The sequence below is a fragment of the Roseateles sp. NT4 genome (assembly GCF_051857475.1).
In the GTDB taxonomy this organism is placed as follows: Bacteria; Pseudomonadota; Gammaproteobacteria; order Burkholderiales; family Burkholderiaceae_C; genus Pelomonas.
The window spans coordinates 1,379,018-1,398,280 of the sequence record NZ_JBPZGZ010000001.1; the positions used below are offsets into that span (position 1 = coordinate 1,379,018).

Genomic DNA, 19,263 nt, shown 5'->3' on the forward strand with positions numbered 1-19,263 from the left:
CCATCTCCCTGATGTCAGCAGCCCGGGAAGGATCTCGTGATGTAGCCGATTACATTACGACACCATGCCTGCCGACCTCTGGAGCCAGTTCGATGCCGCCCCGCTGGCGCTGACGCTGCGTGTGGCCGTCTTCGCAACGGGGCTGGCCCTGCTGCTGGGTGTCGCCCTGGGTTGGGTCTTCGCCCGCACGCGGCTGCCCGGGCGCGGACTGCTGGAAGCCATCTGCATGCTGCCCCTGGTGCTGCCGCCCACGGTGCTGGGCTACGGCATCCTGGTGCTGATGGGCCGGCGCGGTGCCCTCGGCGGCTGGCTGCGCGAACACTTCGACTACAGCGTCATCTTCAACTGGCATGGCGCCGTCATCGCGTCCACGCTTGTGGCCCTGCCTCTGGTGCTGAAGGGCGCCAGCAGTGCCTTCGCCCAGGTCGATCGCAACCTCGAAGCCGCCGCTCGCACGCTGCGCCAGTCGGCCTGGGGCAGCTTTGTGCGCGTGACCCTGCCGCTGGCCTGGCCCGGCATCCTGGCCGGCACCCTGCTGGCCTTCGCCCGCGCCATGGGCGAGTTCGGCGCCTCGCTGATGGTGGCCGGCTCCATCCCCGGCCAGACCCAGACCGCCTCCATGGCCATCTACGACGCCGTCCAGGCCGGTCGCGACGATCTGGCCCTGATGCTGGCCCTCATCGTGTCGGCCGTGTCGGTCGCCATCCTCGTGCTGTCCAACCGCTATCTGCAACGCCCGCCCTCGCCATGAAACGACTGCTCGCGGCCCTCGCCTTCTCACTGCCGTTGCTTGCCGGCGCCCAGCAGCTGACCGTCTCGGCCGCCGCCAGCCTGACCGATGCCTTCAAGGAGATGGCGCCCGGTTTCGAGGCCGGCAAGCCGGGCGCCACGCTGCGCTTCAACTTCGCTGCCTCGGGCGTGCTGCTGCAGCAGATCGCGCAAGGCGCGCCGGTGGACGTCTTCGTCAGCGCCGACCAGGAGACCATGAACCGCGGTGCCGACCAGAAGCTCATCGCCACTGACACGCGGCGCGACTTCGCGGCCAACTCCCTGGTGCTGGTCACGCCGACCCAGGGTGCGCCCGCCATCGCCGCGCTGGCCGACCTGAAGAAGCCCGAGGTCCGCCGCATCGCCGTCGGCAAGATCGCCTCCGTGCCGGTGGGCCGCTACACCCAGCAGGCCCTGGGCACGGCCCAGCTGTGGTCGGCCGTGACGCCCAAGCTGGTCTTCGCCGACAACGTGCGCCAGGTGCTGGACTATGTGGCGCGCGGCGAGGTCGAGGCCGGCTTCGTCTACCGTACCGACGCCGAGATTGCCAAGGACAAGGTGCGCGTCGCCGCAACGGTGGGCGGCCACGCGCCCATCACCTACCCCGCCGCCGTCGTGGCCGACAGCAAGCAGGCCGCGCTGGCGCGAGACTTCGTCAACTACCTCGGTGGGGCCGAGGCCCAGGCCATCCTGGCCAAGTACGGTTTTGCCAAGCCTTGATCGACGTCCGACTCCAGTTCTCCGTCAGTGACGCGAAGCGCCGCTTCGACCTCGACATCGGCTTTGCCACCGATGCGCCCTTTGTCGCCCTTTACGGTCCCTCGGGCGCGGGCAAGTCGCTGACGCTGCAGGCCATGGCCGGGCTGCTGCCCGTGCAGGCGGGCCATGTGAAGTTGAACGGCCGCGCGCTGCTGGACACGGCGGCCGGCATCAACCTGCCACCCGAGGCCCGCGGCGTCGGCTATCTTTTCCAGCACTACGCCCTGTTTCCCCACCTCAGCGTGCGCGACAACATCGGCTTCGGCCTGACGAGCTGGCGCCGGCGCCTCAAAGCCGACGACGCGGCGCGCGTGGACGAGCTGATCGAGTCCTTCGGCCTCACAGCCATGGCGGGCAGCAAGCCGGCCACGCTGTCGGGCGGCCAGCAGCAGCGCGTCGCCCTGGCCCGGGCCCTGGCCTGCAATCCGCAGGTGCTGCTGCTGGACGAGCCTTTCGCGGCCCTGCACCCCATGCTGCGCCAGCAACTGCGCGATGAGCTGCGCGCCGTGCGGGAGCGCTGGGGCATCCCGGCCGTCATGATCACCCACGACCTCGACGACGTGGCGGCGCTGGCCAACCGCGCCTATGTCGTCGACGGCGGCCGGATCACGGGCGAGGTCGATCTGGACAAGGGCCAGGGCCGCGAGCTGTTGGACAGCAGCTCGCTGCGGCCCGGGGAACAGCAGCGTCGCGACTTCCTGAAGATGCAGCTGCCATGAACCCCGGCGACCACCCGCTGCTGCAAGGCGAACTGCGCCTGGCAGGCCGGCTGGACGGCCGCTTCTTCGACCTGCTGGCTGCCTTGGCGCTGACCGGCTCGCTGCAGAAGGCCGCGCGTGCGGCCGGCTACAGCTACAAGGGCGCCTGGCTGGTGCTGGACGCCGCTGGCGCGCTGACCCACTCGCCGCTGGTCGAGACGGCCACCGGCGGCCGCGGTGGCGGCGGCACCCAGCTGACCGCTGAGGGTCAGGCCTTGCTCGTCGCGTGGCGCGGCCTACAGTCGCGACTCGCCGCTTTCCTGGGTGAACAGGAAGCCTGGCTCAACGAACAACCGGGGCTCACCGCCCTGCTGAGGAGGATGTCCATGAAGACCACCGCTCGCAACCAGTTTCTCGGCCGCATCGCGGGCGTCAACCCAGGCCCGGCCACGACGACGGTGCGCGTCGCGCTGGACGGCGGCCAGGAGATCACCGCCTCGCTGACGACCCTGGCCGCCCAGGAACTGCAGGTGCAGACCGGCAAGGAGGCCCTGGCCCTGGTGAAGTCCAGCGAGGTCGTGCTGGTGACCGACTTCGGCGGCTACAAGCTGTCGGCCCGCAACCAGCTCGCCGGCACGGTTTCGCGCGTGCAGCGCGGCGCGGTGTCCAGCCTGATCGGCGTGACGCTGCCGGGCGGCGCCGTCGTCACCGCCAGCGTCACCAATGACGCCGTCGATGCGCTGGGCCTGGCCGCCGGCCAGCAGGCCACGGCCGTGTTCAAGGCCCACGCCGTCATGCTGGCCGTGCGCGGCTAGGATGTGCTGGGCGGTTTTGGGAAAGGCTCCGGGGGCCCGACGCCCCGCCCGCCATAATCTTCCCGCCCGCGGTTCTCTGCCTGACGGCAGGGATGAAAAGGGAACGACAGAAGAGCCGTCATCGGCGGCTCATGCTGTGGCTGCCCCCGCAACTGTGATCGGCGAGCTTCGCGCGCCATAGCCACTGGCCTTGTGCCGGGAAGGCGCGCGCGAGGCAGCGACCCGAGAGCCAGGAGACCTGCCGCGCGGCGCATGTTTGTGTCTTGGGGCGGGGTGTCTCCGAGCAAGAACCGCCGCCGCGTGGCGCGTGTTGCTCGGGGCTTGCGCCGCCCGGGTGGCGCCGCCGTGGTGCCTGGTCTTGCCAAGCCTCCGCCTCCTTTTGGAGAGAAGCGCTTGAGCCATCACATCACCGAAGCCCCCGCCACCATGGTCGTCGTCGACATGGTCTGGCCCGATCAATCCAACCACCACGGCACGCTGTTCGGCGGCGCGGCGCTGGCCATGCTGGACCGCATGGCCTTCATCATGGGCAGCAAGGCACTGCGCGGATCGGTCGTCACGGCATCCGTCGGCCAGCTGGACTTCGCCGCGCCGGCGCCATCCGGGCATCTGGTGGAATGCCATGGCACGGTACTCCAGCGAGGCCGCCGCTCCGTCACCGTGCACACACGGCTGATTGCCGAGGACCTGCTCAGCGGCACACGAACCGACTGCCTGAGCGGCGAGTTCGTGATGGTGAGACAGGCCGGCGAGGGGGATGGCGCTGCCGTTGTAGCGCAGGCAGCGTTGCCCGCCGACACGACCTTGGCCTCCGCCCTGGTGGCCGAGATCGTCTTTCCGGGTCACGCCAACCATCGCGGCCTGCTGCATGGCGGGCCGGCCATGGCGTGGATGGCCAAGGCCGGCTTTGTCGCGGCGACACGTCAGGTCCGCCGCACCATCGTCATGGCCGCCAGCGAGAAGCTGGACTTCCGCGCGCCGGCCCATGTGGGCGAACTGGTCGAGGTGACTGCCACCGTGACGGGCGTCGGCCGCCGCTCCGTGCAGGTCCAGGTGGAGATGTGGGCCGAATCGCCCAGCACGGGCGAACGGCGCCACTGCACCTCGGGACGACTGGTTTTCGTGGCGGTTGAGTAATGCGGGCACCGGCGTCCTGGTCAGGGCTGGGACTGGCCACGTCACCCGCCCCCCTAACCCGACAAGCCAGTGCCCACCAGGCCGTTGCTCACCCCCTCAGCCAGGGGGGCTCACATCGTTTCCCCGTGCGGGCGCCCGTGATTTGCGCACTAGCATCCGCGCCTCATTCGTGCTCACTCGCATAGACAGGGAAGTTCAATGGCCAACGCGGCAATCAAGTCATTCATCGTCGGGGCGGCTTCGGCATTTGCCCTGGCTGCACCCGCAGGTGCAGCCACCATCATCCTGCACGACATCGGCGGCGCCGCCCAGGTGACCGGCACGCAGGCCGAGGTGGGCTTCAGGATCGCCGCGAAGTACTGGGAATCGGTCCTCACCAACAACGCCACGATCGAACTGAACGTGGGCTACGGCGGGCTGCCGCCGGGCGTGCTGGGCTCGACCGGCTCCAGCCTGTCCCAGTTCGTGCCCATCTCTGATTACTACAGCGCGCTGAACGCCACCAAGACCAGTGCGCTGGACAACCTGGCCGTGGCCAACCTGTCGCCGCTGAACGGCAATGGCGGCGTGTCGGCCCTGGTGCCGTCCTATCTCTCACCGGCCAACCAGACCGGCATCAACGTCGCCGGCGGCACCCGACTGGCTCCCGACAACGCCATCAACAGTACGCTGGCCCTGACCACGGCCAACGCCAAGGCCCTGGGTGCCAACTTCGGTCCCAGCTTCATCGACGGCACCATCCAGTTCTCCAACCAGTTCGCCTTCGACTTCAACCCGACGGACGGCATCACGGCGGGCAGCTACGACTTCATCGGCGTGGCCATCCACGAGATCGGGCATGCGCTGGGCTTCGTCAGCGGGGCCGACGATTTCGACTACAGCGACGGCTACGCCGGCTCGGTCGACGATGCCTGGTGGAGCTACGGCCTGGACATGTTCCGCTACAGCGCCACCGGCCAGCTGAACTGGGCACCGAACGAGCCCTCCTACTTCTCGTTGGACGGCGGCGCCACGCCGCTGTGGAGCGGTTATTTCTCGACGGGCGAGACCACCGGCGACGGCAACCAGGCCTCGCACTGGAAGGAACCCAACCAGGCCACGCCGTGCAACAACTTCCTGGGCGTCATGAACCCCTACATCTGCGGCGGCAAGATGGATTCGGTCACCGCCCTGGACCTGGCTGCCTTTGATGCCATCGGCTGGAACGTGAACTTCGACGTGCTGGCCAACCCGGCCTACGAGCTGACGACGGCGCAGATCTACGAGCAGTTCGCTGCGCCGGAGCCGGCGACCTGGTCGGTGGCCTTCCTGGGCCTGCTGGCTGCCGGGCTGGTCACGCGCCGCCGCAAGCAGCAAGGCTGAACCCTAGCGCCCTTCTGACGGATCGCCCCGGTTGCAGACCTGCACCGGGGCGATCTTCATGGGGCCGCCGTGTCAGGTGCCCACGGCCACCGCGCGAGTGATCTGCACCTGCACCTCGCCCACGCCCGCAAACACATGCCGCGACTGCTGGCCGATGCGGATGTCGTGCACGCCGGTGATCATGCCGGTCGAGATGACGTCGCCGGCACGCAGGATTTCGCCCTGCTGGGCGCGCTTGTTCAGCGTGAAGGCCAAGGCACCCAAGGGGCCGGGCTTGAGGGCGACCTTGCCGGCGCCGACCGATTGGCCATCGATGAAGGTCTCGACGTCGATCGTCTCCAGCTCGCGCCAGTTGGCAATCTCGGCGCCGACAACGACGCCCCAGTTGTTGCCGAAGTCGGAGATGACGGCACCGGGGCCGATGTCGTTCAGCGTCGCCAGCGGGCTGCTGGCCACTTCGACGCCGATGTGCATGGACTTGACGAAGGGGGCGACGGTGTCGGCCGTCCAGTCGGCCTTGCCGGCGGGCGCGTCCTCGGCCACGACGACGACGACCTCGGCCTCGACCGCCGCGAAGCCGCCGTCGAACACCGGGCATTGCGCGGCCTCGCCGGCAGCAGGGCGGTGGATGTTGGCGGCGAAGGCCGGGCCGATGAGGCGCTCCTCGGGGAACTGCGCGGCGAAGGCCGGGTTCACGCGGGCGACCTTCCAGCCGGCCACGGCGTCAGGCCAGCGGGTGATGGCGGCAGCCTGCACGGCATAGGCCTGGGCCAGCGTGGCGGGCGGCGTGCCGGGGTAGGCGGGCAGCGACCGGCCGGCGGCGCGGGCCGCGGTGAAGCCGGCCGAGATGTCCTCGGGGTTGCTGGTGTTCATGATTCGTCTCCCACGCTGCAGGGCCTTGGTGAATGCGGGCGGCAATGTACCGCGAAGCATCCGGGGCGCGCCCTTTGCATCTGCGCAAGAGCGGCTATCGCACCGCACCCACCGCGCGGACCGGTCAGTAGGTCTTGTAGGGCAGAAACTTGCCGCTCATGACGATGCTGACCCGGTCGCCGGCCGGGTTGGGTTCGCGCTGCAGGTCCATCTTGAAGTCGATGGCGCTCATGATGCCATCGCCGAACTCCTCATGGATGAGTTCCTTGAAGGTCGTGCCGTAGACGCTGATGAGTTCGTAGAAGCGGTAGATCAGAGGGTCGGTGGGCACCGAAGTGGGCATGCTGCCCTTGTAGGGCACCACCTTGAGCCATTGCGCCTCGCATTCGCTCAGGTCGAAAAGCTGGGCCCAGCGTCGCGGCCTGGGCGTCGTTGAAGGTCATCTGGCCCAGGCAGCCGGCCGTGACCCACTCCTTGGACAGACCCACGGCCGCGGCCACATCGGCCCATTTGATGCCCTTGGCCACCTTGGTGGCGATGATCTTTTCCGTGACGTCGAGGCGGCTCATGCGGGTCTCCAGGTTGAAAGCAAACAGTTGCCGCTCATGAGGCCTGCAAGGCGTGTGCCACGCTTTGGCTGTTATCGAATAAGGAAATAAGCAAACTGTCGTTTGGTGAATAAGCGAGTTCGGGCACCCTCTCGGCTTCGTTCATTCGACGGCCCCGCCATGCCCTCCTTCCTGCCCACCCGCCGCGCCCTGGTCGCGCTGATCGCCGCCTCGGCCGCCCTGCCCGCCCTGGCGTCCGACCCGGCCCTGCTCAACGTCTCCTACGACGTCGCGCGCGAGCTCTACAAGCAGATCAATCCGGCCTTCGTCGCTGCGCAGAAGGCCAAGGGCCAGGCCGTCGTCGTCAACCAGAGCCATGGCGGCTCCAGCAAGCAGATCGGCGCCGTCATCGGTGGCCTCGAAGCCGACGTCGTCACGATGAACCAGGCCACCGACGTCGACCAGCTGGCCAGCGCCGGCCTCACGCCGGCCGACTGGCGCAGCCGCTTCCCCAACAACGCGGCGCCCTATTCGTCGACCATGACCTTCCTGGTGCGCAAGGGCAACCCCAAGGGCATCAAGGACTGGAGCGACCTGGCCCGCCCCGGCGTGCAGGTCATCATCCCCAACCCCAAGGTCACCGGCAACGGCCGCTACAGCTACCTGGCCATCTGGGGCAGCGTCATCGCCAATGGCGGCAGCGAGGCCCAGGCCAAGGAGCTGGTCACCAAGGTGCTGACCAATGTGCCGGTGCTGGACGGCGGTGGCCGCGGCGCCACCACGACCTTCACGCAGCGCGGCATCGGCGATGTGCTGGTCACCTTCGAAGCCGAGGTCGAGCTGATCGAGAACGAGTTCGGCAAGGGCCAGTTCGAGCAGGTCAACCCCAGCATCTCCATCGAGACCGATGCCCCCGTCGCCATCGTCGACAAGGTCGCCGCCAAGAAGGGCACGGCGGCCCTGGCCAAGGCCTATCTCGACTTCCACTGGAGCCCGGAAGGCCAGGAAATCATCGCCAAGAACAACTTCCGCCCGCGCGACCCGGCCATCTTCAAGAAACACGCCCAGCGCTTCGCCAACATCAAGCTCTTCACCGTCGACCAGACGCTGGGCGGCTGGGCCAAGGTCAGCAAGACCCATTTCGCCGACGGCGGCACCTTTGACCAGGTGATGGCGGGGATCAAGCGTTGAGTTCTTCTGCCTCCACGGCGGCAGCGCCCGGCGTCGCCGCGGCTGCCGCACGGCCGCCCCTGCTGCGCCGCCGTGTGCTGCCCGGCTTCGCGCCGACGCTGGGCTTCACGCTGTTCTACCTGTCCCTGATCGTGCTGGTGCCGCTGGCCGCGGTCTTCCTGAAGTCCTCGGGCCATGGCTTCGACGCCTTCTGGGCGGCGGCCACCTCGCCGCGCGTGATGGCCTCGTACAAGCTGAGCTTTGGCGCCTCGCTGATCGCCGCCTTCATCAACCTGGTCTTCGGGCTGATCCTGGCCTGGTGCATCGTGCGCTATGAGTTCCCGGGCAAGAAGCTGGTGGACGCACTGATCGACCTGCCCTTTGCCCTGCCCACGGCCGTGGCCGGCATCGCGCTGACGGCCCTGTACGCGCCCAACGGCTGGGTCGGCTCGATGTTCGCCCCGGGCGGCGTGTTCGCGCCGCTGTTCGGCGAGAACGGCACCAAGATCGCCTTCACGCCGCTGGGCGTGCTGCTGGCCCTGATCTTCATCGGCCTGCCCTTCATCGTGCGCACCGTGCAGCCGGTGCTGGAGGACATGGAGACCGAGCTGGAAGAAGCCGCCGCGTCGCTCGGCGCCCAGCGCTGGACGACCTTCCGCTACGTGGTGCTGCCGACGCTGACGCCGGCCCTGCTGACCGGCTTCGCGCTGGCCTTTGCGCGCGCCGTCGGCGAGTACGGCTCGGTCATCTTCATCGCCGGCAACATCCCCATGGTCAGCGAGATCACGCCGCTGATGATCATCGCCAAGCTGGAGCAGTACGACTACGTCGGCGCCACGGCGATCGCCGCTGTCATGCTGATCTTCAGCTTCGTGCTGCTGCTGATCATCAACCTGCTGCAGGGCTGGAGCAGCCGCCGGGGAACGCGCAAATGAGCACCGCCCTGCATCTCGCCCCGGCGCGCGCCCGCGCCAAGTACCAGGACAACCCAGCCACGCGTGAATCCGCCGGCGTGCGGCTCACCCTGCTCATCCTGGGCCTGGGCTTCTTCGGCATCTTCCTGCTGCTGCCCCTCGTCGCGGTCTTCACCGAGGCGCTGCGCAAGGGCTGGGAGCTCTATTTCTCCTCGTTGGCCGATGAGGAAACCTTCTCGGCCATCAAGCTCACGCTGACGGCCGCCTTCATCGCCGTGCCGCTCAACCTCGTGTTCGGCGTCAGCGCGGCCTGGCTGATCGCCAAGCACGAGTTCCGCGGCAAGCAGCTGCTGATCACGTTGATCGACCTGCCCTTCTCGGTCTCGCCCGTCGTGGCCGGCCTGATGTATGTGCTGATCTTCGGCGCCCAGGGCTGGTTCGGCCCCTGGCTGCAGGAACACGACGTGAAGATCATCTTCGCCGTGCCCGGCATCGTGCTGGCCACCGTCTTCGTGACCTTCCCCTTCGTCGCCCGCGAGCTGATCCCGCTGATGCAGGCCCAGGGCAAGGACGAGGAAGAGGCCGCCACCGTGCTCGGCGCCAGCGGCTGGCAGACCTTCCGCCGCGTGACCCTGCCCAACATCAAATGGGGCCTGCTGTACGGCGTCATCCTGTGCAATGCGCGCGCCATGGGCGAGTTCGGCGCCGTGTCGGTCGTGTCGGGCCACATCCGCGGCATGACCAACACGCTGCCCTTGCAGGTCGAGATCCTCTACAACGAATACCAGTTCGCGGCGGCCTTCGCCGTCGCGTCCCTGCTGGCGCTGCTCGCGCTGGTGACGCTGGTGATCAAGCAATTCATCGAATGGCGCGCCTCTGTCGCGTCGAAGGAAGCGTGATGGGCATCCAGGTCCAAAACATCCACAAGAGCTTCGGCAACTTCACCGCCCTCGGCGATGTGTCGCTGGACTTCCCGCGCGGCGAACTCGTCGCCCTGCTCGGCCCCTCGGGCTGCGGCAAGACCACGCTGCTGCGCATCATTGCCGGCCTGGAGCAGGCCGACGCGGGTCGCGTACTGCTGGACGGCCAGGACGCTTCCGACACCCATGTGCGCGAGCGCCAGGTCGGCTTCGTCTTCCAGCATTACGCGCTGTTCCGCCACATGACGGTGTTCGACAACGTCGCCTTCGGGCTGCGCGTCAAGCCGCGCAAGCAGCGCCTGCCCGAGGCCGAGATCAAGAAGCGCGTCACCGAGTTGCTCAAGCTGGTGCAGCTGGACTGGCTGGGCGACCGTTTCCCGCCGCAGCTGTCGGGCGGCCAGCGCCAGCGCATCGCCCTGGCGCGCGCGCTCGCAGTCGAGCCGCGCGTGCTGCTGCTGGATGAGCCCTTCGGCGCCCTGGACGCCAAGGTGCGCAAGGAGCTGCGCCGCTGGCTGCGCCGCCTGCACGACGAGCTGCACATCACCAGCATCTTCGTGACGCACGACCAGGACGAAGCCCTGGAAGTGGCCGACCGCATCGTGCTGATGGACCATGGCCGCGTCGAGCAGGTCGGCACGCCGCAGGAGGTCTACGAGCGTCCGGCCACGCCCTTCGTCTATGGTTTCCTCGGTGCGGTCAACCGCTTCGTCGGCCAGTCTCGCGGCGGCGTGCTGCACATGGGCGAGCACCAGCTGCCGCACGCCGGCGCCCACAACGACGGCGAGGTGCAGGCCTACGCCCGGCCGCATGAGCTGCAGATCCGCACCGACGAGTCGGCACCTGGCCTGAGTGCCACGGTCGAGCGCGTGCTGTCCTTCGGCGCCAGCGCCCGCGTCGAGCTGATCGGCCCGGACGGCCAGCCGCTGGAGGCTGAATTGACCCGCGAAGAGGCCGAATCCCTGCGCCTGCAGGGCGGCCAGCGCGTCAAGCTCAGCGCGGCGCGGCTGAGCCTGTTCGAAGCCGGCGCCGGCATCTGACGCCGAGTTAGGGAGGCCCTGTCCGGCTGCGGACGGCCTCTGCGTCTTTCCCTGGGCAGGCCCACGCCTTCGATGTCCGTCGGCGGGCCCGCTCGGGGAGAGCGTCATGTCCTTGTCCGCCTCGCAACGCCGCCGGGTCGCCCTGGCGGCCCTGGCCCTGGTCGGCGCCTACAAGCTGACCCAGCCCGCTCACGCCAGCGGCCTGCCCCGCCCGGCCGCCAACAGCCCGCAGGTGGCGGCGCCCAAGCACCGCGCGACGGAACCGCTGCGACTCGACCCGCCGACGCGGCTTGCCAGGCCTGCTTAGCCCAGCCTTCGCCGGACGGCCTCGCCATGAATCAAGGCAGCCCCCTAGCATGCCGCTCATCCACAAGGTTACGGATTTGCGGCTGTCCGACCAGGCGTAGCTTTCCCGTCTTTGAAGGCAAGGGTCGGCGTCGACACCACCTGCCGGCGGACCCTGCCCAGGGGACTGCCATGCCCGTTCAAGCCTCCGCCCATCGATGCTTAGGCCTTGTCGCCAGCATCTGCATGCTCGCCCAGCCCGCCTGGGCCGATGGACAACCGCGCCCCGCCGCGGCCGCCAGTGCCGCCAGCGCCCCCAAGCAAACCAACAACACGCCGCTGCGCTTCGATCCGCCGGCGGCCGGGCCCCGGGGCCCGACGCGTGCGGACTACGAGTACTGCATCGAACACCCCTCGCTGGACGGCCTGTACACAGACTGCTCGGCGCTGCTGCCCGATATCCCGCCCAAGCCCACGGTAGCGGCCAAGCCCGCCAAGCCGCGCTGAGGTCGCCGGGCCGCGGAGCCTGGACTTATTCGGCAGCCGCATGCGCTGCTGCGCATTGCTTCGTTCCTGGCGAGGCGCTGACTGCTCACACTGGCTCCACGTCAATCCCCTGGAGCCTCCCGTGAGCATCACCGCCATCAACGTCCGCAACCAGTTCCGCGGCACCATCAAGGAAATCATCGAAGGCCCGGTCGTCTCCGAGGTCGATGTCGTCACGCGCAGCGGCGACGTCGTCACCTCCGTCATCACGACGCGCTCGGTCAAGGATCTCGGCCTGGAAGTGGGCCGCGAGGTCGTCGCCCTGGTCAAGTCCACGGAAGTGTCGATCGCGACGCTGTAAGCCATGGCCTATCAGGCGCCACGCATCCTCATCATCCCGGGGCTGAACGACAGCGGCTCGGCCCATTGGCAGACCTGGCTGCAGGGCCAGTACCGCGACGCTCGCCGCGTCACGCAGCGCGACCCCAGCAAACCGGAGCTCGAGCGTTGGGCAGAGCGCATCCAGCGCACGCTGGAGGTGGCCGAGGTGTCCGGTGATAAGGGCGAATGGCTGGCCGTGGCCCACAGCTTCGGCTGCCTGGCCCTGGCCCGCCATCTGGCCGACCACCCGGACTCGGCCATCCGCGAGGCGCTGTTCGTGGCGCCTGCCGAGCCCGACAAGTTCGGCGTCGCTGAATCCCTGCCCCACCAGCGCCTGCCGCGCCGCTCGCGGCTCATCGCCAGCAGCACCGACCCCTGGATGAGCGCTGCCAGCGCCGCACGTTGGGCGCATCGCTGGGGCGCCAGCTACAGCAACCTCGGGCCCGTCGGCCACATCAATGCCGAAGCCGGCTTCGGGCCTTTTCCCCTGGCCAAGAGCTGGATCGAGGCCGCACGAGCCCGCGCGGCGGCCGAGCAGCGGCCCCGGCACGCGGAATTCCGCGAGTGGGCGTTCGCGGTCTGAGTTGACCCCTCGCCCAGTCCGACCCGCCGAACGCGGTCGGTCTGGTCGGTCCCCCGAGGGGACGGCGATGCTTGCCGGGTCGACCGGCAAGCACATCGCTGAAGCGGGCCGGCTCGGGAGCGGCAGCGCTCGGCCCGAAGGCCCGGCAAGAACCCGGATTCAGCTCAGGGCCGACTTGAACACCGCCAGCGTGCGCTCCCAGGCCAGCTGAGCCGACACCGGGTCATAGCGCGGCGTCGTGTCGTTGTTGAAGCCGTGCTGGGTGCCGGCGTAGACGAACTGCTCATAGCGCACGCCGGCGGCTTTCAGCGCGGCTTCATAAGGCGGCCAACTCGCATTGACGCGCTCGTCGTTGCCGGCGTAGTTCAACAGCAGCCGCGCCTTGATGCGCGGCACGTCTTCCAGTGCCGGTGCGCCGCCGTAGAAAGGCACGGCCACGGCCAGTTCGGGCACCTGGGTGGCCACGTAGTTGGACAGCGTGCCGCCCCAGCAGAAGCCGACGACGCCGAGCTTGCCGTTGGCGTCCGGCAGCGTCAGCAGGCCGCGGGCGCCGGCGACGATGTCGGCACGGGCCTTGGCCGGTTCGAGCTTGCCGAAGAGTTCGCGCGCCTTGTCCTCGTCGCCCGGGTAGCCGCCCAGCGGCGCCAGCGCGTCGGGCGCATAGGCCACATAGCCGGCCAGCGCGACGCGGCGGGCGATGTCCTCGATGTGCGGGTTCAGGCCGCGGTTCTCGTGCACCACCAGCACGGCTGGCAGCTTGCCCGCGGCACTCGCGGGCTTGGCCAGATAGCCCTGCACCTTGCCGTTGCCCTGGGGCGAATCGAAGGTCTGGCGGCGCGTGACCAGGCGCGGGTCATCTGGCTTGACCTGCTGGGCCGCCGCGAAATTGGGGCTCAGCGCCGCCAGCAGGGCCGCGGCGCCGGCCGGACCACCGGTGAAGGTGGCGGCCTGCTCCAGGAAGCCGCGGCGGCTCAGGTCGCCGTGCACATAGCGGTCGAAGAGTGGCCAAGCTTGATCGGGGATCTCAGTCGGATGGGTCATCGTGAGCGTCCTTATGCGGGGGAACGCCGACTTTAGTGGGACTACCCCTCAAGAAGTGAATATCGATATGGCGAATGGTTCGACGACAGATGCGGCCCCGGTTCGCAGAATCCCGGCGCATGAACTTCCAGCAGCTCCGCTCCGTCCGTGAGGCCCAACGCCGCGGCTTCAACCTGACCGAGGTCGCCCAGGCCCTGCACACCTCCCAGCCCGGCGTCAGCCGCCAGATCCGCGAGCTGGAGGAAGAGCTGGGCATCGAGCTCTTCGTGCGCGTCGGCAAGCGCCTGACCGGCCTGACCGAGCCCGGCGAGCATGTGCTGCCCGTCATCGAGCGCCTGCTGCAGGAGGCCGAGAACCTCAAGCGCGCGGCCGACGACTTCGCCCAGGCGGGCAGCGGCCGCCTGCGCATCGCCGCCACGCACAGCCAGGCCCGCTATGCGCTGCCCCCCGCCGTGCGCGACTTCCGTGCCCACCACCCCGATGTCAGCCTGCATCTGCAGCAGGGCTCGCCGCAGCAGATCGCGCGCCTGCTGCTCGACGGCGAGGCCGATGTCGGCATCGCCACCGAGGCCCTGGCCCAGTACCCCGAGCTGGTCGCCCTGCCCTGCTACCGCTGGACCCATTCGGTCGTCGTGCCGCCCGGCCACCCGCTGCTGGATGGGCCGCTGACCCTGGCCCGTGTGGCCCAGTTCCCCATCGTCACCTACGAGCCCGGCTACACGGGCCGATCGCATATCGACGAGGCCTTTGCCGCCGCCCAGCTGTCACCCCACATCGTGCTGAGCGCCATGGACGCCGACGTCATCAAGACCTATGTCGAGCTGGGCCTGGGCGTGGGTATCGTGGCCTCCATCGCCTTCGACGAGGAGCGCGACCGCCACCTGCGCTCCATCGACGCCCGCCATCTGTTCGAGGACAACATGACCCGCCTGGCGGTGCGCCGCAGCGCCTATCTGCGCGACTACGTCTACGAGTTCATCCAGACCTTCGCCTCGCCGCTGAAGCGCGAGGTGGTCGACGCGGCCCGCCACGAGCCCCTGGCCAGCGAGCCCGTGCTGGCCTGGTCAAAGGCTGCATGAGCTAGCTCGAACTGCTTCTTTGCCCCCGCTGCACCCTATCCCTAGAGTGAACCGCCTTATCCCTAACTCCAAAATCATGCGCCGCCTTCTCACCGCTTTCTCTCTCGCCCTCGCCGCCACCGGCGCCTTTGCCCAGGCCTCGCTGCTCAACGTCTCCTACGACCCGACGCGCGAGCTCTACCAGGACTTCAACAAGGCTTTCGCCGCCCAATGGAAGGCCAAGACCGGCGAGACCCTGAGCATCAAGGCCTCGCATGGCGGCTCGGGCAAGCAGGCCCGCTCGGTCATCGACGGCCTGGAAGCCGACGTCGTGACCCTGGCCCTGGCCTATGACATCGATGCCCTGGCCGATCACAAGCTGCTGGGCCTGGACTGGCAGAAGAAGCTGCCCAACAACGCCAGCCCCTACACCTCGACCATCGTCTTCCTGGTGCGCAAGGGCAACCCGAAGAAGATCAGCAACTGGCCCGACCTGGCCCGCAGTGGTGTCGAGGTCATCACGCCCAACCCCAAGACCAGCGGCGGTGCTCGCTGGAACTACCTGGCCGCCTGGGGCTATGCGCTGAAGAACGGCGGCACGCCGGACTCGGCCAAGGACTTCGTCAAGCGCATCTATGCCAACACCAAGGTGCTGGACTCGGGCGCTCGCGGCTCGACGACGACCTTTGTCGAACGCGGCATCGGCGACGTGCTGATCGCCTGGGAGAACGAGGCCTATCTGGCCGTCAAGGAACTCGGTCCGGACAAGTTCGAGATCGTCACGCCCAGCGTCTCCATCCTGGCCGAACCGCCCGTCGCCATCGTCGACAAGGTCGTCGACAAGCGCGGCACGCGCAAGCAGGCCGAGGCCTATCTGAACTATCTCTACAGCCCCGAGGGCCAGGAGATCGCGGCCAAGAACTACTACCGCCCGCGTGACGCCAAGGTCGCGGCCAAGTACGCCAAGCAGTTCGCGCCGGTCAAGCTCTTCACCATCGACGAGCTGTTCGGCACCTGGCGCCAGGCCCAGAAGGCTCACTTCGATGACGGCGGCGTGTTCGACCAGATCTACGCGCCTGGAGCGAAGTAAGCCCTTGTGAAGTCTTGTTGCGGCCGTCAACCCGGCCTCGACAGCTGACGTTGGGCGGCCTCATCATGAGGCCGCCATGAGAAAACTAGTCCTCGGTTCCGCGCTCTGCTTCACCTTGATCGGCTGCGCCACGGCGCCGCAGCCGACGTCCACCGCCCACGGTCCAGCCCAAGACACGCTCTGGCTGGACCGTCTCACTTGGGGCGCCAGCAGCACCGACCTGAAGACGGTGCAAGCCAAGGGCCGTGAGGCCTGGCTGGACGCCCAGCTCCAACCCGCCAACCCAGCGGCATTGCCCGAAGCCGCCAAGACCCAGATCCAGGCCCTGGCCATTTCGCAGCAGCCCCTGCTGCCGCTGGTGCAGCAGATGGAAGCCCAGCGCAAGGCGGCCGATGCGCTGACCGACGACGCCGCCAAGGCCGAGGCGCAGAAGAACTACCAGCAGGCCCTGACCAAGCTGGCCCGCGAGGCCTCGACGCGCCAGCTGCTGAATGCGCTGTACTCGCCCAGCCAGGTGCAGGAGCAGCTGACCTGGTTCTGGTTCAACCATTTCAACGTCCACCAGTACAAGGCCAATCTGCGCGTCATGGTGGGCGACTACGAGCAGGGCCTGCGCGAGCGGTCCCTCGGCCGCTTCCGCGATCTGCTCGGCTACACGGCCCACCATCCGGCCATGCTGCGCTACCTCGACAACGAGCAGAACGCCGCCAACCGCATCAACGAGAACTACGCCCGCGAGGCACTGGAGCTGCACACCCTGGGCGTGGGCGGCGGCTACAGCCAACGCGATGTGCAGGAGCTGGCCCGCGTGCTGACCGGGCTGGGCGTCAACCAGACCGACAACAAACCCAAGCTCAAGCCCGCCCAGGAGGCCCAGTACCGTCGCGACGGGCTGATGGAGTTCAACCCGGCCCGGCACGACTTCGGCGACAAGCAATTGCTCGGCATCACGGTCAAGGGCCAGGGCGAGGCCGAGCTGGACCAGGTGCTGGACCTGCTGGCCAGACATCCCAGCACGGCGCGCTATGTATCGCGCAAGCTGGCCCAGTATTTCGTCGCCGACGAGCCGCCGCCGGCCCTGGTGGAGCGCATGGCCGAGCGCTGGCAGCAGAGCGATGGCCGCATCGCCGAGGTGCTGCGCGCCATGGTCGGCGCGCCGGAGTTCGAGGCGTCGCTGGGCCGCAAGTTCAAGGACCCGACCCACTACGTCGTCTCGGCCGTGCGTCTGGCCTATGCCGACAAGGTGGTGCTGAACACCGGGCCCATGATCGGCTGGCTCTATCGCCTCGGCCAGGCGCCCTACAACCGCCAGACGCCCGACGGCTATGCCATGGACGAGAGCGCCTGGGCGGGGCCCGGCCAGATGACGACGCGCTTCGAGATCGCCCGCGCCATCGGCAGCGGCAGCGCCGGCCTCTTCAAGGTCGAGGGCGAACCCAAGGACAGGCCCGCCTTCCCGCAGATCGCCCACCCGCTCTACTACGAGGGCATCGCGCCGCGCCTGGCCGCGCCCACGCAGCAGGCCCTCGCTCAAGCCACCTCGCCGCAGGAATGGAACACCTATCTGCTGGCCTCCCCCGACTTCATGCACAGGTGATGTGATGGACCGACGCCTTCTGCTCCAACTCGGCCTGGGTGCCACGCTGTTGCCCACGCAAATGTGGGCCGCGACACCCGACGCGCCGCGACTGCTCGTCGTCTTCCTGCGCGGCGCCTACGACGCGGCCAACCTGCTGGTACCCACGTCATCGAGCTTCTATTACGAGTCCCGACCCAATATTGCCATCGCCAAGTCGGCGGCCCTGCCGCTGGACGCCAACTGGGGCCTGGCGCCAGCCCTGGCCGACAGCATCCACCCGCTGTGGGGCAAGGGCCAGGCCGCCTTCGTGCCCTTTGCCGGCACCAACGACACGACGCGCAGCCATTTCGAAACCCAGGACCACATCGAGCTGGGCCAGGCCGACGAAGGCTCTCGCGACTTCCGCAGCGGCTTCATGAACCGCCTGGCTGGCGTACTGGGTGCGGGATCGCGCCTGGAGGCCATGGCCTTCACCGACCAGGTGCCGCTGATCCTGCGCGGCAACCTGCCTGTCGCCAACCAGGCTCTGCGCGACCTCGGCAAACCGGCCATCAATGCAGCGCAAGCCCAGGTCATCGCCGGCATGTATGCCAACACGCGCATGGCCAACACGGTCAGCGGCGGCTTCGAGGTGCGTGACGAGGTGTCCAAGGAGATGGCCGGCGAGATGGAAGCCGCCAGCCGCGGCGCCATCGCGGCCAAGGGCTTTGCGTTGGAGGCACGGCGCATCGCGCGGCTGATGCGCGAGCGCGTGACCCTGGGCTTCATCGACGTCGGCGGCTGGGACACCCATGTCGGCGAAGGCGGCGCCACCGGCCAGTTGGCGACCAAGCTGGGTGAGCTCGGCAAGGGCCTGGCCTTGTTCGCCGACGAGATGGGGCCGCAGTGGAACAACACCGTGGTGGTGGTGGTCAGCGAGTTCGGCCGTACCTTCCGCGAGAACGGCAACCGCGGCACCGACCATGGCCATGGCAGCGCCTATTGGGTGCTGGGCGGTGGGGTGAAGGGCGGGCGCATTGCCGGCGAGCAGGTGGAGGTCAAGGCCGCCACGCTGTTCCAGAACCGCGACTACCCGGTGCTCAACGAGTACCGGGCCCTGTTCGGCGGCCTGTTCAGGCGCATGTACGGCCTGAACGACGCGCAGCTGGCCCAGGTCTTCCCCGGGGCCAGCGCGCGCGATATCGGCCTCGTTTAAGCCGACTTGCTCCAGCGCTCAACGACCGCCTTGACGCGCTCGCCGAAATGGCGGGCCGTGGCGATGTCGCCCGGGATCATTTCTTCGGCCGAAGCGTCGCTGGGCGTCTGGGTGATCAGGCCGGCATAGCCGCCGAGGTTGTTGACCTCGTCGCGCGTGGCGGCCTTGTGGTTGGGCGCCTTCAGGCCCATGCCGACCCAAATCATGCCGTGCTGCTGGCTGAGGGTGTGCAGGTACTGGATGGTGCCCTGCTTGTCGCCGTTCAGCGTGGCCGAGTTGGTGAAGCCGGCGGCGATCTTGTCCTTCCAGACCTGGGCATACCAGGGCTTGCTGCTGGCATCGGCGAACTTCTTGAACTGCCAGCTCGCGCCGCCCATATACGTCGGCGAGCCGAAGATGATGCCGTCGGCCGCAGCCAGCGAAGCCCAGTCGGCTTCGGTGATGTTGCCTTCGGCGTCGATGGCGATCAGCTGCGCGCCCGCGGAGCCGGCGACGGCCTCGGCGACCTTCTTGGTGTGGCCGTAGCCGGAGTGGTAGAGAACGACGATCTTGCTCATGGAGGAC

At 68.4% G+C, this 19,263-nt stretch carries 21 protein-coding genes, 1 pseudogene and 1 riboswitch; of the genes and pseudogenes, 18 read left to right on the forward strand and 4 right to left on the reverse strand.

Going from position 1 to position 19,263, the window contains the following annotated elements:
* Nucleotides 1–64 precede the first annotated feature (64 nt).
* The 6 genes from modB (at nucleotide 65) to ACS5PN_RS06435 (ending at nucleotide 5,539) form a co-directional block, all read left to right on the forward strand.
* On the forward strand, nucleotides 65–751 hold the full coding sequence (modB, locus tag ACS5PN_RS06410) for a molybdate ABC transporter permease subunit (protein WP_439463095.1): 687 nt from the start codon (nucleotides 65–67) through the stop codon (nucleotides 749–751).
* Nucleotides 748–1,488 carry a molybdate ABC transporter substrate-binding protein gene (gene modA / locus ACS5PN_RS06415; RefSeq protein ID WP_439463096.1) on the forward strand — a complete coding sequence of 247 codons (741 nt, stop codon included), beginning with the start codon at nucleotides 748–750 and terminating at the stop codon, nucleotides 1,486–1,488. The genes modB and modA overlap by 4 nt, the downstream gene beginning before the upstream one ends.
* On the forward strand, nucleotides 1,485–2,246 hold the full coding sequence (locus ACS5PN_RS06420; protein ID WP_439463097.1) for an ABC transporter ATP-binding protein: 762 nt from the start codon (nucleotides 1,485–1,487) through the stop codon (nucleotides 2,244–2,246). The genes modA and ACS5PN_RS06420 overlap by 4 nt, the downstream gene beginning before the upstream one ends.
* Nucleotides 2,243–3,040 (forward strand): TOBE domain-containing protein, encoded by a 798-nt coding sequence (locus ACS5PN_RS06425; RefSeq protein WP_439463098.1) that lies wholly within the window; start codon nucleotides 2,243–2,245, stop codon nucleotides 3,038–3,040. The genes ACS5PN_RS06420 and ACS5PN_RS06425 overlap by 4 nt, the downstream gene beginning before the upstream one ends.
* 52 nt (nucleotides 3,041–3,092) lie before the next feature.
* Nucleotides 3,093–3,300, forward strand: a riboswitch (cobalamin riboswitch).
* 133 nt (nucleotides 3,301–3,433) lie between these two features.
* Nucleotides 3,434–4,177: an acyl-CoA thioesterase gene (locus ACS5PN_RS06430; RefSeq protein ID WP_439463099.1), complete on the forward strand. Its 744-nt coding sequence runs from the start codon at nucleotides 3,434–3,436 to the stop codon at nucleotides 4,175–4,177.
* 198 nt (nucleotides 4,178–4,375) lie between these two features.
* Nucleotides 4,376–5,539 carry an NF038122 family metalloprotease gene (locus ACS5PN_RS06435; RefSeq protein WP_439463100.1) on the forward strand — a complete coding sequence of 388 codons (1,164 nt, stop codon included), beginning with the start codon at nucleotides 4,376–4,378 and terminating at the stop codon, nucleotides 5,537–5,539.
* A gap of 72 nt (nucleotides 5,540–5,611) precedes the next feature.
* Here the strand turns inward: ACS5PN_RS06435 and ACS5PN_RS06440 are convergent, their stop codons facing one another.
* Both ACS5PN_RS06440 and cynS read right to left on the reverse strand, forming a co-directional pair.
* The gene (locus ACS5PN_RS06440; RefSeq protein ID WP_439463101.1) at nucleotides 5,612–6,412 is read right to left on the reverse strand and encodes a hypothetical protein; all 801 of its coding nucleotides are present in this window, start codon (nucleotides 6,410–6,412) and stop codon (nucleotides 5,612–5,614) included.
* Between the two features lie 124 nt (nucleotides 6,413–6,536).
* Nucleotides 6,537–6,981 (reverse strand): annotated as a pseudogene (gene cynS / locus ACS5PN_RS06445) (cyanase).
* A gap of 159 nt (nucleotides 6,982–7,140) precedes the next feature.
* Here cynS and ACS5PN_RS06450 point away from each other — a divergent pair.
* The 8 genes from ACS5PN_RS06450 to ACS5PN_RS06485 all read left to right on the forward strand — a co-directional run bounded on the left by ACS5PN_RS06450 (nucleotide 7,141) and on the right by ACS5PN_RS06485 (nucleotide 12,736).
* Nucleotides 7,141–8,151 carry a sulfate ABC transporter substrate-binding protein gene (locus ACS5PN_RS06450; protein ID WP_439463102.1) on the forward strand — a complete coding sequence of 337 codons (1,011 nt, stop codon included), beginning with the start codon at nucleotides 7,141–7,143 and terminating at the stop codon, nucleotides 8,149–8,151.
* A gap of 59 nt (nucleotides 8,152–8,210) precedes the next feature.
* Entirely contained in the window at nucleotides 8,211–9,065 is an 855-nt protein-coding gene (gene cysT / locus ACS5PN_RS06455; RefSeq protein ID WP_439463699.1) for a sulfate ABC transporter permease subunit CysT, read from the forward strand.
* A complete protein-coding gene (gene cysW / locus ACS5PN_RS06460; RefSeq protein ID WP_439463103.1) occupies nucleotides 9,062–9,943 on the forward strand; it encodes a sulfate ABC transporter permease subunit CysW in 882 nt (293 codons plus the stop codon). Before cysT ends, cysW begins: the two co-directional genes overlap by 4 nt.
* Nucleotides 9,943–11,001, forward strand: coding sequence for a sulfate/molybdate ABC transporter ATP-binding protein (locus ACS5PN_RS06465; protein ID WP_439463700.1), 1,059 nt, complete (start codon nucleotides 9,943–9,945; stop codon nucleotides 10,999–11,001). Before cysW ends, ACS5PN_RS06465 begins: the two co-directional genes overlap by 1 nt.
* A gap of 106 nt (nucleotides 11,002–11,107) precedes the next feature.
* Nucleotides 11,108–11,308, forward strand: a complete 201-nt coding sequence (locus ACS5PN_RS06470; protein WP_439463104.1) for a hypothetical protein — start codon at nucleotides 11,108–11,110, stop codon at nucleotides 11,306–11,308.
* Nucleotides 11,309–11,478: 170 nt separating this feature from the next.
* A complete protein-coding gene (locus ACS5PN_RS06475; RefSeq protein ID WP_439463105.1) occupies nucleotides 11,479–11,793 on the forward strand; it encodes a hypothetical protein in 315 nt (104 codons plus the stop codon).
* Nucleotides 11,794–11,914: 121 nt separating this feature from the next.
* Nucleotides 11,915–12,133 carry a TOBE domain-containing protein gene (locus ACS5PN_RS06480; RefSeq protein ID WP_119045826.1) on the forward strand — a complete coding sequence of 73 codons (219 nt, stop codon included), beginning with the start codon at nucleotides 11,915–11,917 and terminating at the stop codon, nucleotides 12,131–12,133.
* 3 nt (nucleotides 12,134–12,136) lie between these two features.
* Nucleotides 12,137–12,736, forward strand: coding sequence for an RBBP9/YdeN family alpha/beta hydrolase (locus ACS5PN_RS06485; RefSeq protein WP_439463106.1), 600 nt, complete (start codon nucleotides 12,137–12,139; stop codon nucleotides 12,734–12,736).
* 159 nt (nucleotides 12,737–12,895) lie between these two features.
* Here ACS5PN_RS06485 and ACS5PN_RS06490 read toward each other — a convergent pair whose 3' ends face one another.
* Nucleotides 12,896–13,777, reverse strand: a complete 882-nt coding sequence (locus ACS5PN_RS06490; protein WP_439463107.1) for a dienelactone hydrolase family protein — start codon at nucleotides 13,775–13,777, stop codon at nucleotides 12,896–12,898.
* Between the two features lie 119 nt (nucleotides 13,778–13,896).
* On the opposite strand from ACS5PN_RS06490, the gene ACS5PN_RS06495 reads away from it, so the two are divergent.
* From ACS5PN_RS06495 to ACS5PN_RS06510, 4 genes are all read left to right on the forward strand, one after another.
* Nucleotides 13,897–14,856 (forward strand): CysB family HTH-type transcriptional regulator, encoded by a 960-nt coding sequence (locus tag ACS5PN_RS06495; protein WP_439463108.1) that lies wholly within the window; start codon nucleotides 13,897–13,899, stop codon nucleotides 14,854–14,856.
* Between the two features lie 76 nt (nucleotides 14,857–14,932).
* Entirely contained in the window at nucleotides 14,933–15,925 is a 993-nt protein-coding gene (locus tag ACS5PN_RS06500) for a sulfate ABC transporter substrate-binding protein (protein WP_439463109.1), read from the forward strand.
* 76 nt (nucleotides 15,926–16,001) lie between these two features.
* On the forward strand, nucleotides 16,002–17,522 hold the full coding sequence (locus ACS5PN_RS06505; RefSeq protein ID WP_439463110.1) for a DUF1800 domain-containing protein: 1,521 nt from the start codon (nucleotides 16,002–16,004) through the stop codon (nucleotides 17,520–17,522).
* A gap of 4 nt (nucleotides 17,523–17,526) precedes the next feature.
* Entirely contained in the window at nucleotides 17,527–18,699 is a 1,173-nt protein-coding gene (locus tag ACS5PN_RS06510) for a DUF1501 domain-containing protein (protein WP_439463111.1), read from the forward strand.
* Here ACS5PN_RS06510 and ACS5PN_RS06515 read toward each other — a convergent pair.
* Entirely contained in the window at nucleotides 18,696–19,256 is a 561-nt protein-coding gene (locus ACS5PN_RS06515) for a flavodoxin family protein (RefSeq protein ID WP_439463112.1), read from the reverse strand. The two genes, ACS5PN_RS06510 and ACS5PN_RS06515, sit on opposite strands and share 4 nt — an antisense overlap.
* Between the last annotated feature and the right edge of the window lie 7 nt (nucleotides 19,257–19,263).

Excerpts from the sequence above, each read along its gene's own strand:
- modB (WP_439463095.1), top strand. The coding sequence starts at position 65 with ATGCCTGCCGACCTCTGGAGCCAGTTCGATGCCGCCCCGCTGGCGCTG.
- ACS5PN_RS06450 (WP_439463102.1), top strand. The coding sequence starts at position 7,141 with ATGCCCTCCTTCCTGCCCACCCGCCGCGCCCTGGTCGCGCTGATCGCC.
- cysW (WP_439463103.1), top strand. The coding sequence starts at position 9,062 with ATGAGCACCGCCCTGCATCTCGCCCCGGCGCGCGCCCGCGCCAAGTAC.
- ACS5PN_RS06435 (WP_439463100.1), top strand. The coding sequence starts at position 4,376 with ATGGCCAACGCGGCAATCAAGTCATTCATCGTCGGGGCGGCTTCGGCA.
- ACS5PN_RS06490 (WP_439463107.1), bottom strand. The coding sequence starts at position 13,777 with ATGACCCATCCGACTGAGATCCCCGATCAAGCTTGGCCACTCTTCGAC.
- ACS5PN_RS06495 (WP_439463108.1), top strand. The coding sequence starts at position 13,897 with ATGAACTTCCAGCAGCTCCGCTCCGTCCGTGAGGCCCAACGCCGCGGC.
- modA (WP_439463096.1), top strand. The coding sequence starts at position 748 with ATGAAACGACTGCTCGCGGCCCTCGCCTTCTCACTGCCGTTGCTTGCC.
- ACS5PN_RS06505 (WP_439463110.1), top strand. The coding sequence starts at position 16,002 with ATGAGAAAACTAGTCCTCGGTTCCGCGCTCTGCTTCACCTTGATCGGC.
- ACS5PN_RS06510 (WP_439463111.1), top strand. The coding sequence starts at position 17,527 with ATGGACCGACGCCTTCTGCTCCAACTCGGCCTGGGTGCCACGCTGTTG.
- ACS5PN_RS06500 (WP_439463109.1), top strand. The coding sequence starts at position 14,933 with ATGCGCCGCCTTCTCACCGCTTTCTCTCTCGCCCTCGCCGCCACCGGC.
- ACS5PN_RS06515 (WP_439463112.1), bottom strand. The coding sequence starts at position 19,256 with ATGAGCAAGATCGTCGTTCTCTACCACTCCGGCTACGGCCACACCAAG.
- ACS5PN_RS06440 (WP_439463101.1), bottom strand. The coding sequence starts at position 6,412 with ATGAACACCAGCAACCCCGAGGACATCTCGGCCGGCTTCACCGCGGCC.
- ACS5PN_RS06485 (WP_439463106.1), top strand. The coding sequence starts at position 12,137 with ATGGCCTATCAGGCGCCACGCATCCTCATCATCCCGGGGCTGAACGAC.
- ACS5PN_RS06465 (WP_439463700.1), top strand. The coding sequence starts at position 9,943 with ATGGGCATCCAGGTCCAAAACATCCACAAGAGCTTCGGCAACTTCACC.
- ACS5PN_RS06475 (WP_439463105.1), top strand. The coding sequence starts at position 11,479 with ATGCCCGTTCAAGCCTCCGCCCATCGATGCTTAGGCCTTGTCGCCAGC.
- ACS5PN_RS06470 (WP_439463104.1), top strand. The coding sequence starts at position 11,108 with ATGTCCTTGTCCGCCTCGCAACGCCGCCGGGTCGCCCTGGCGGCCCTG.
- ACS5PN_RS06425 (WP_439463098.1), top strand. The coding sequence starts at position 2,243 with ATGAACCCCGGCGACCACCCGCTGCTGCAAGGCGAACTGCGCCTGGCA.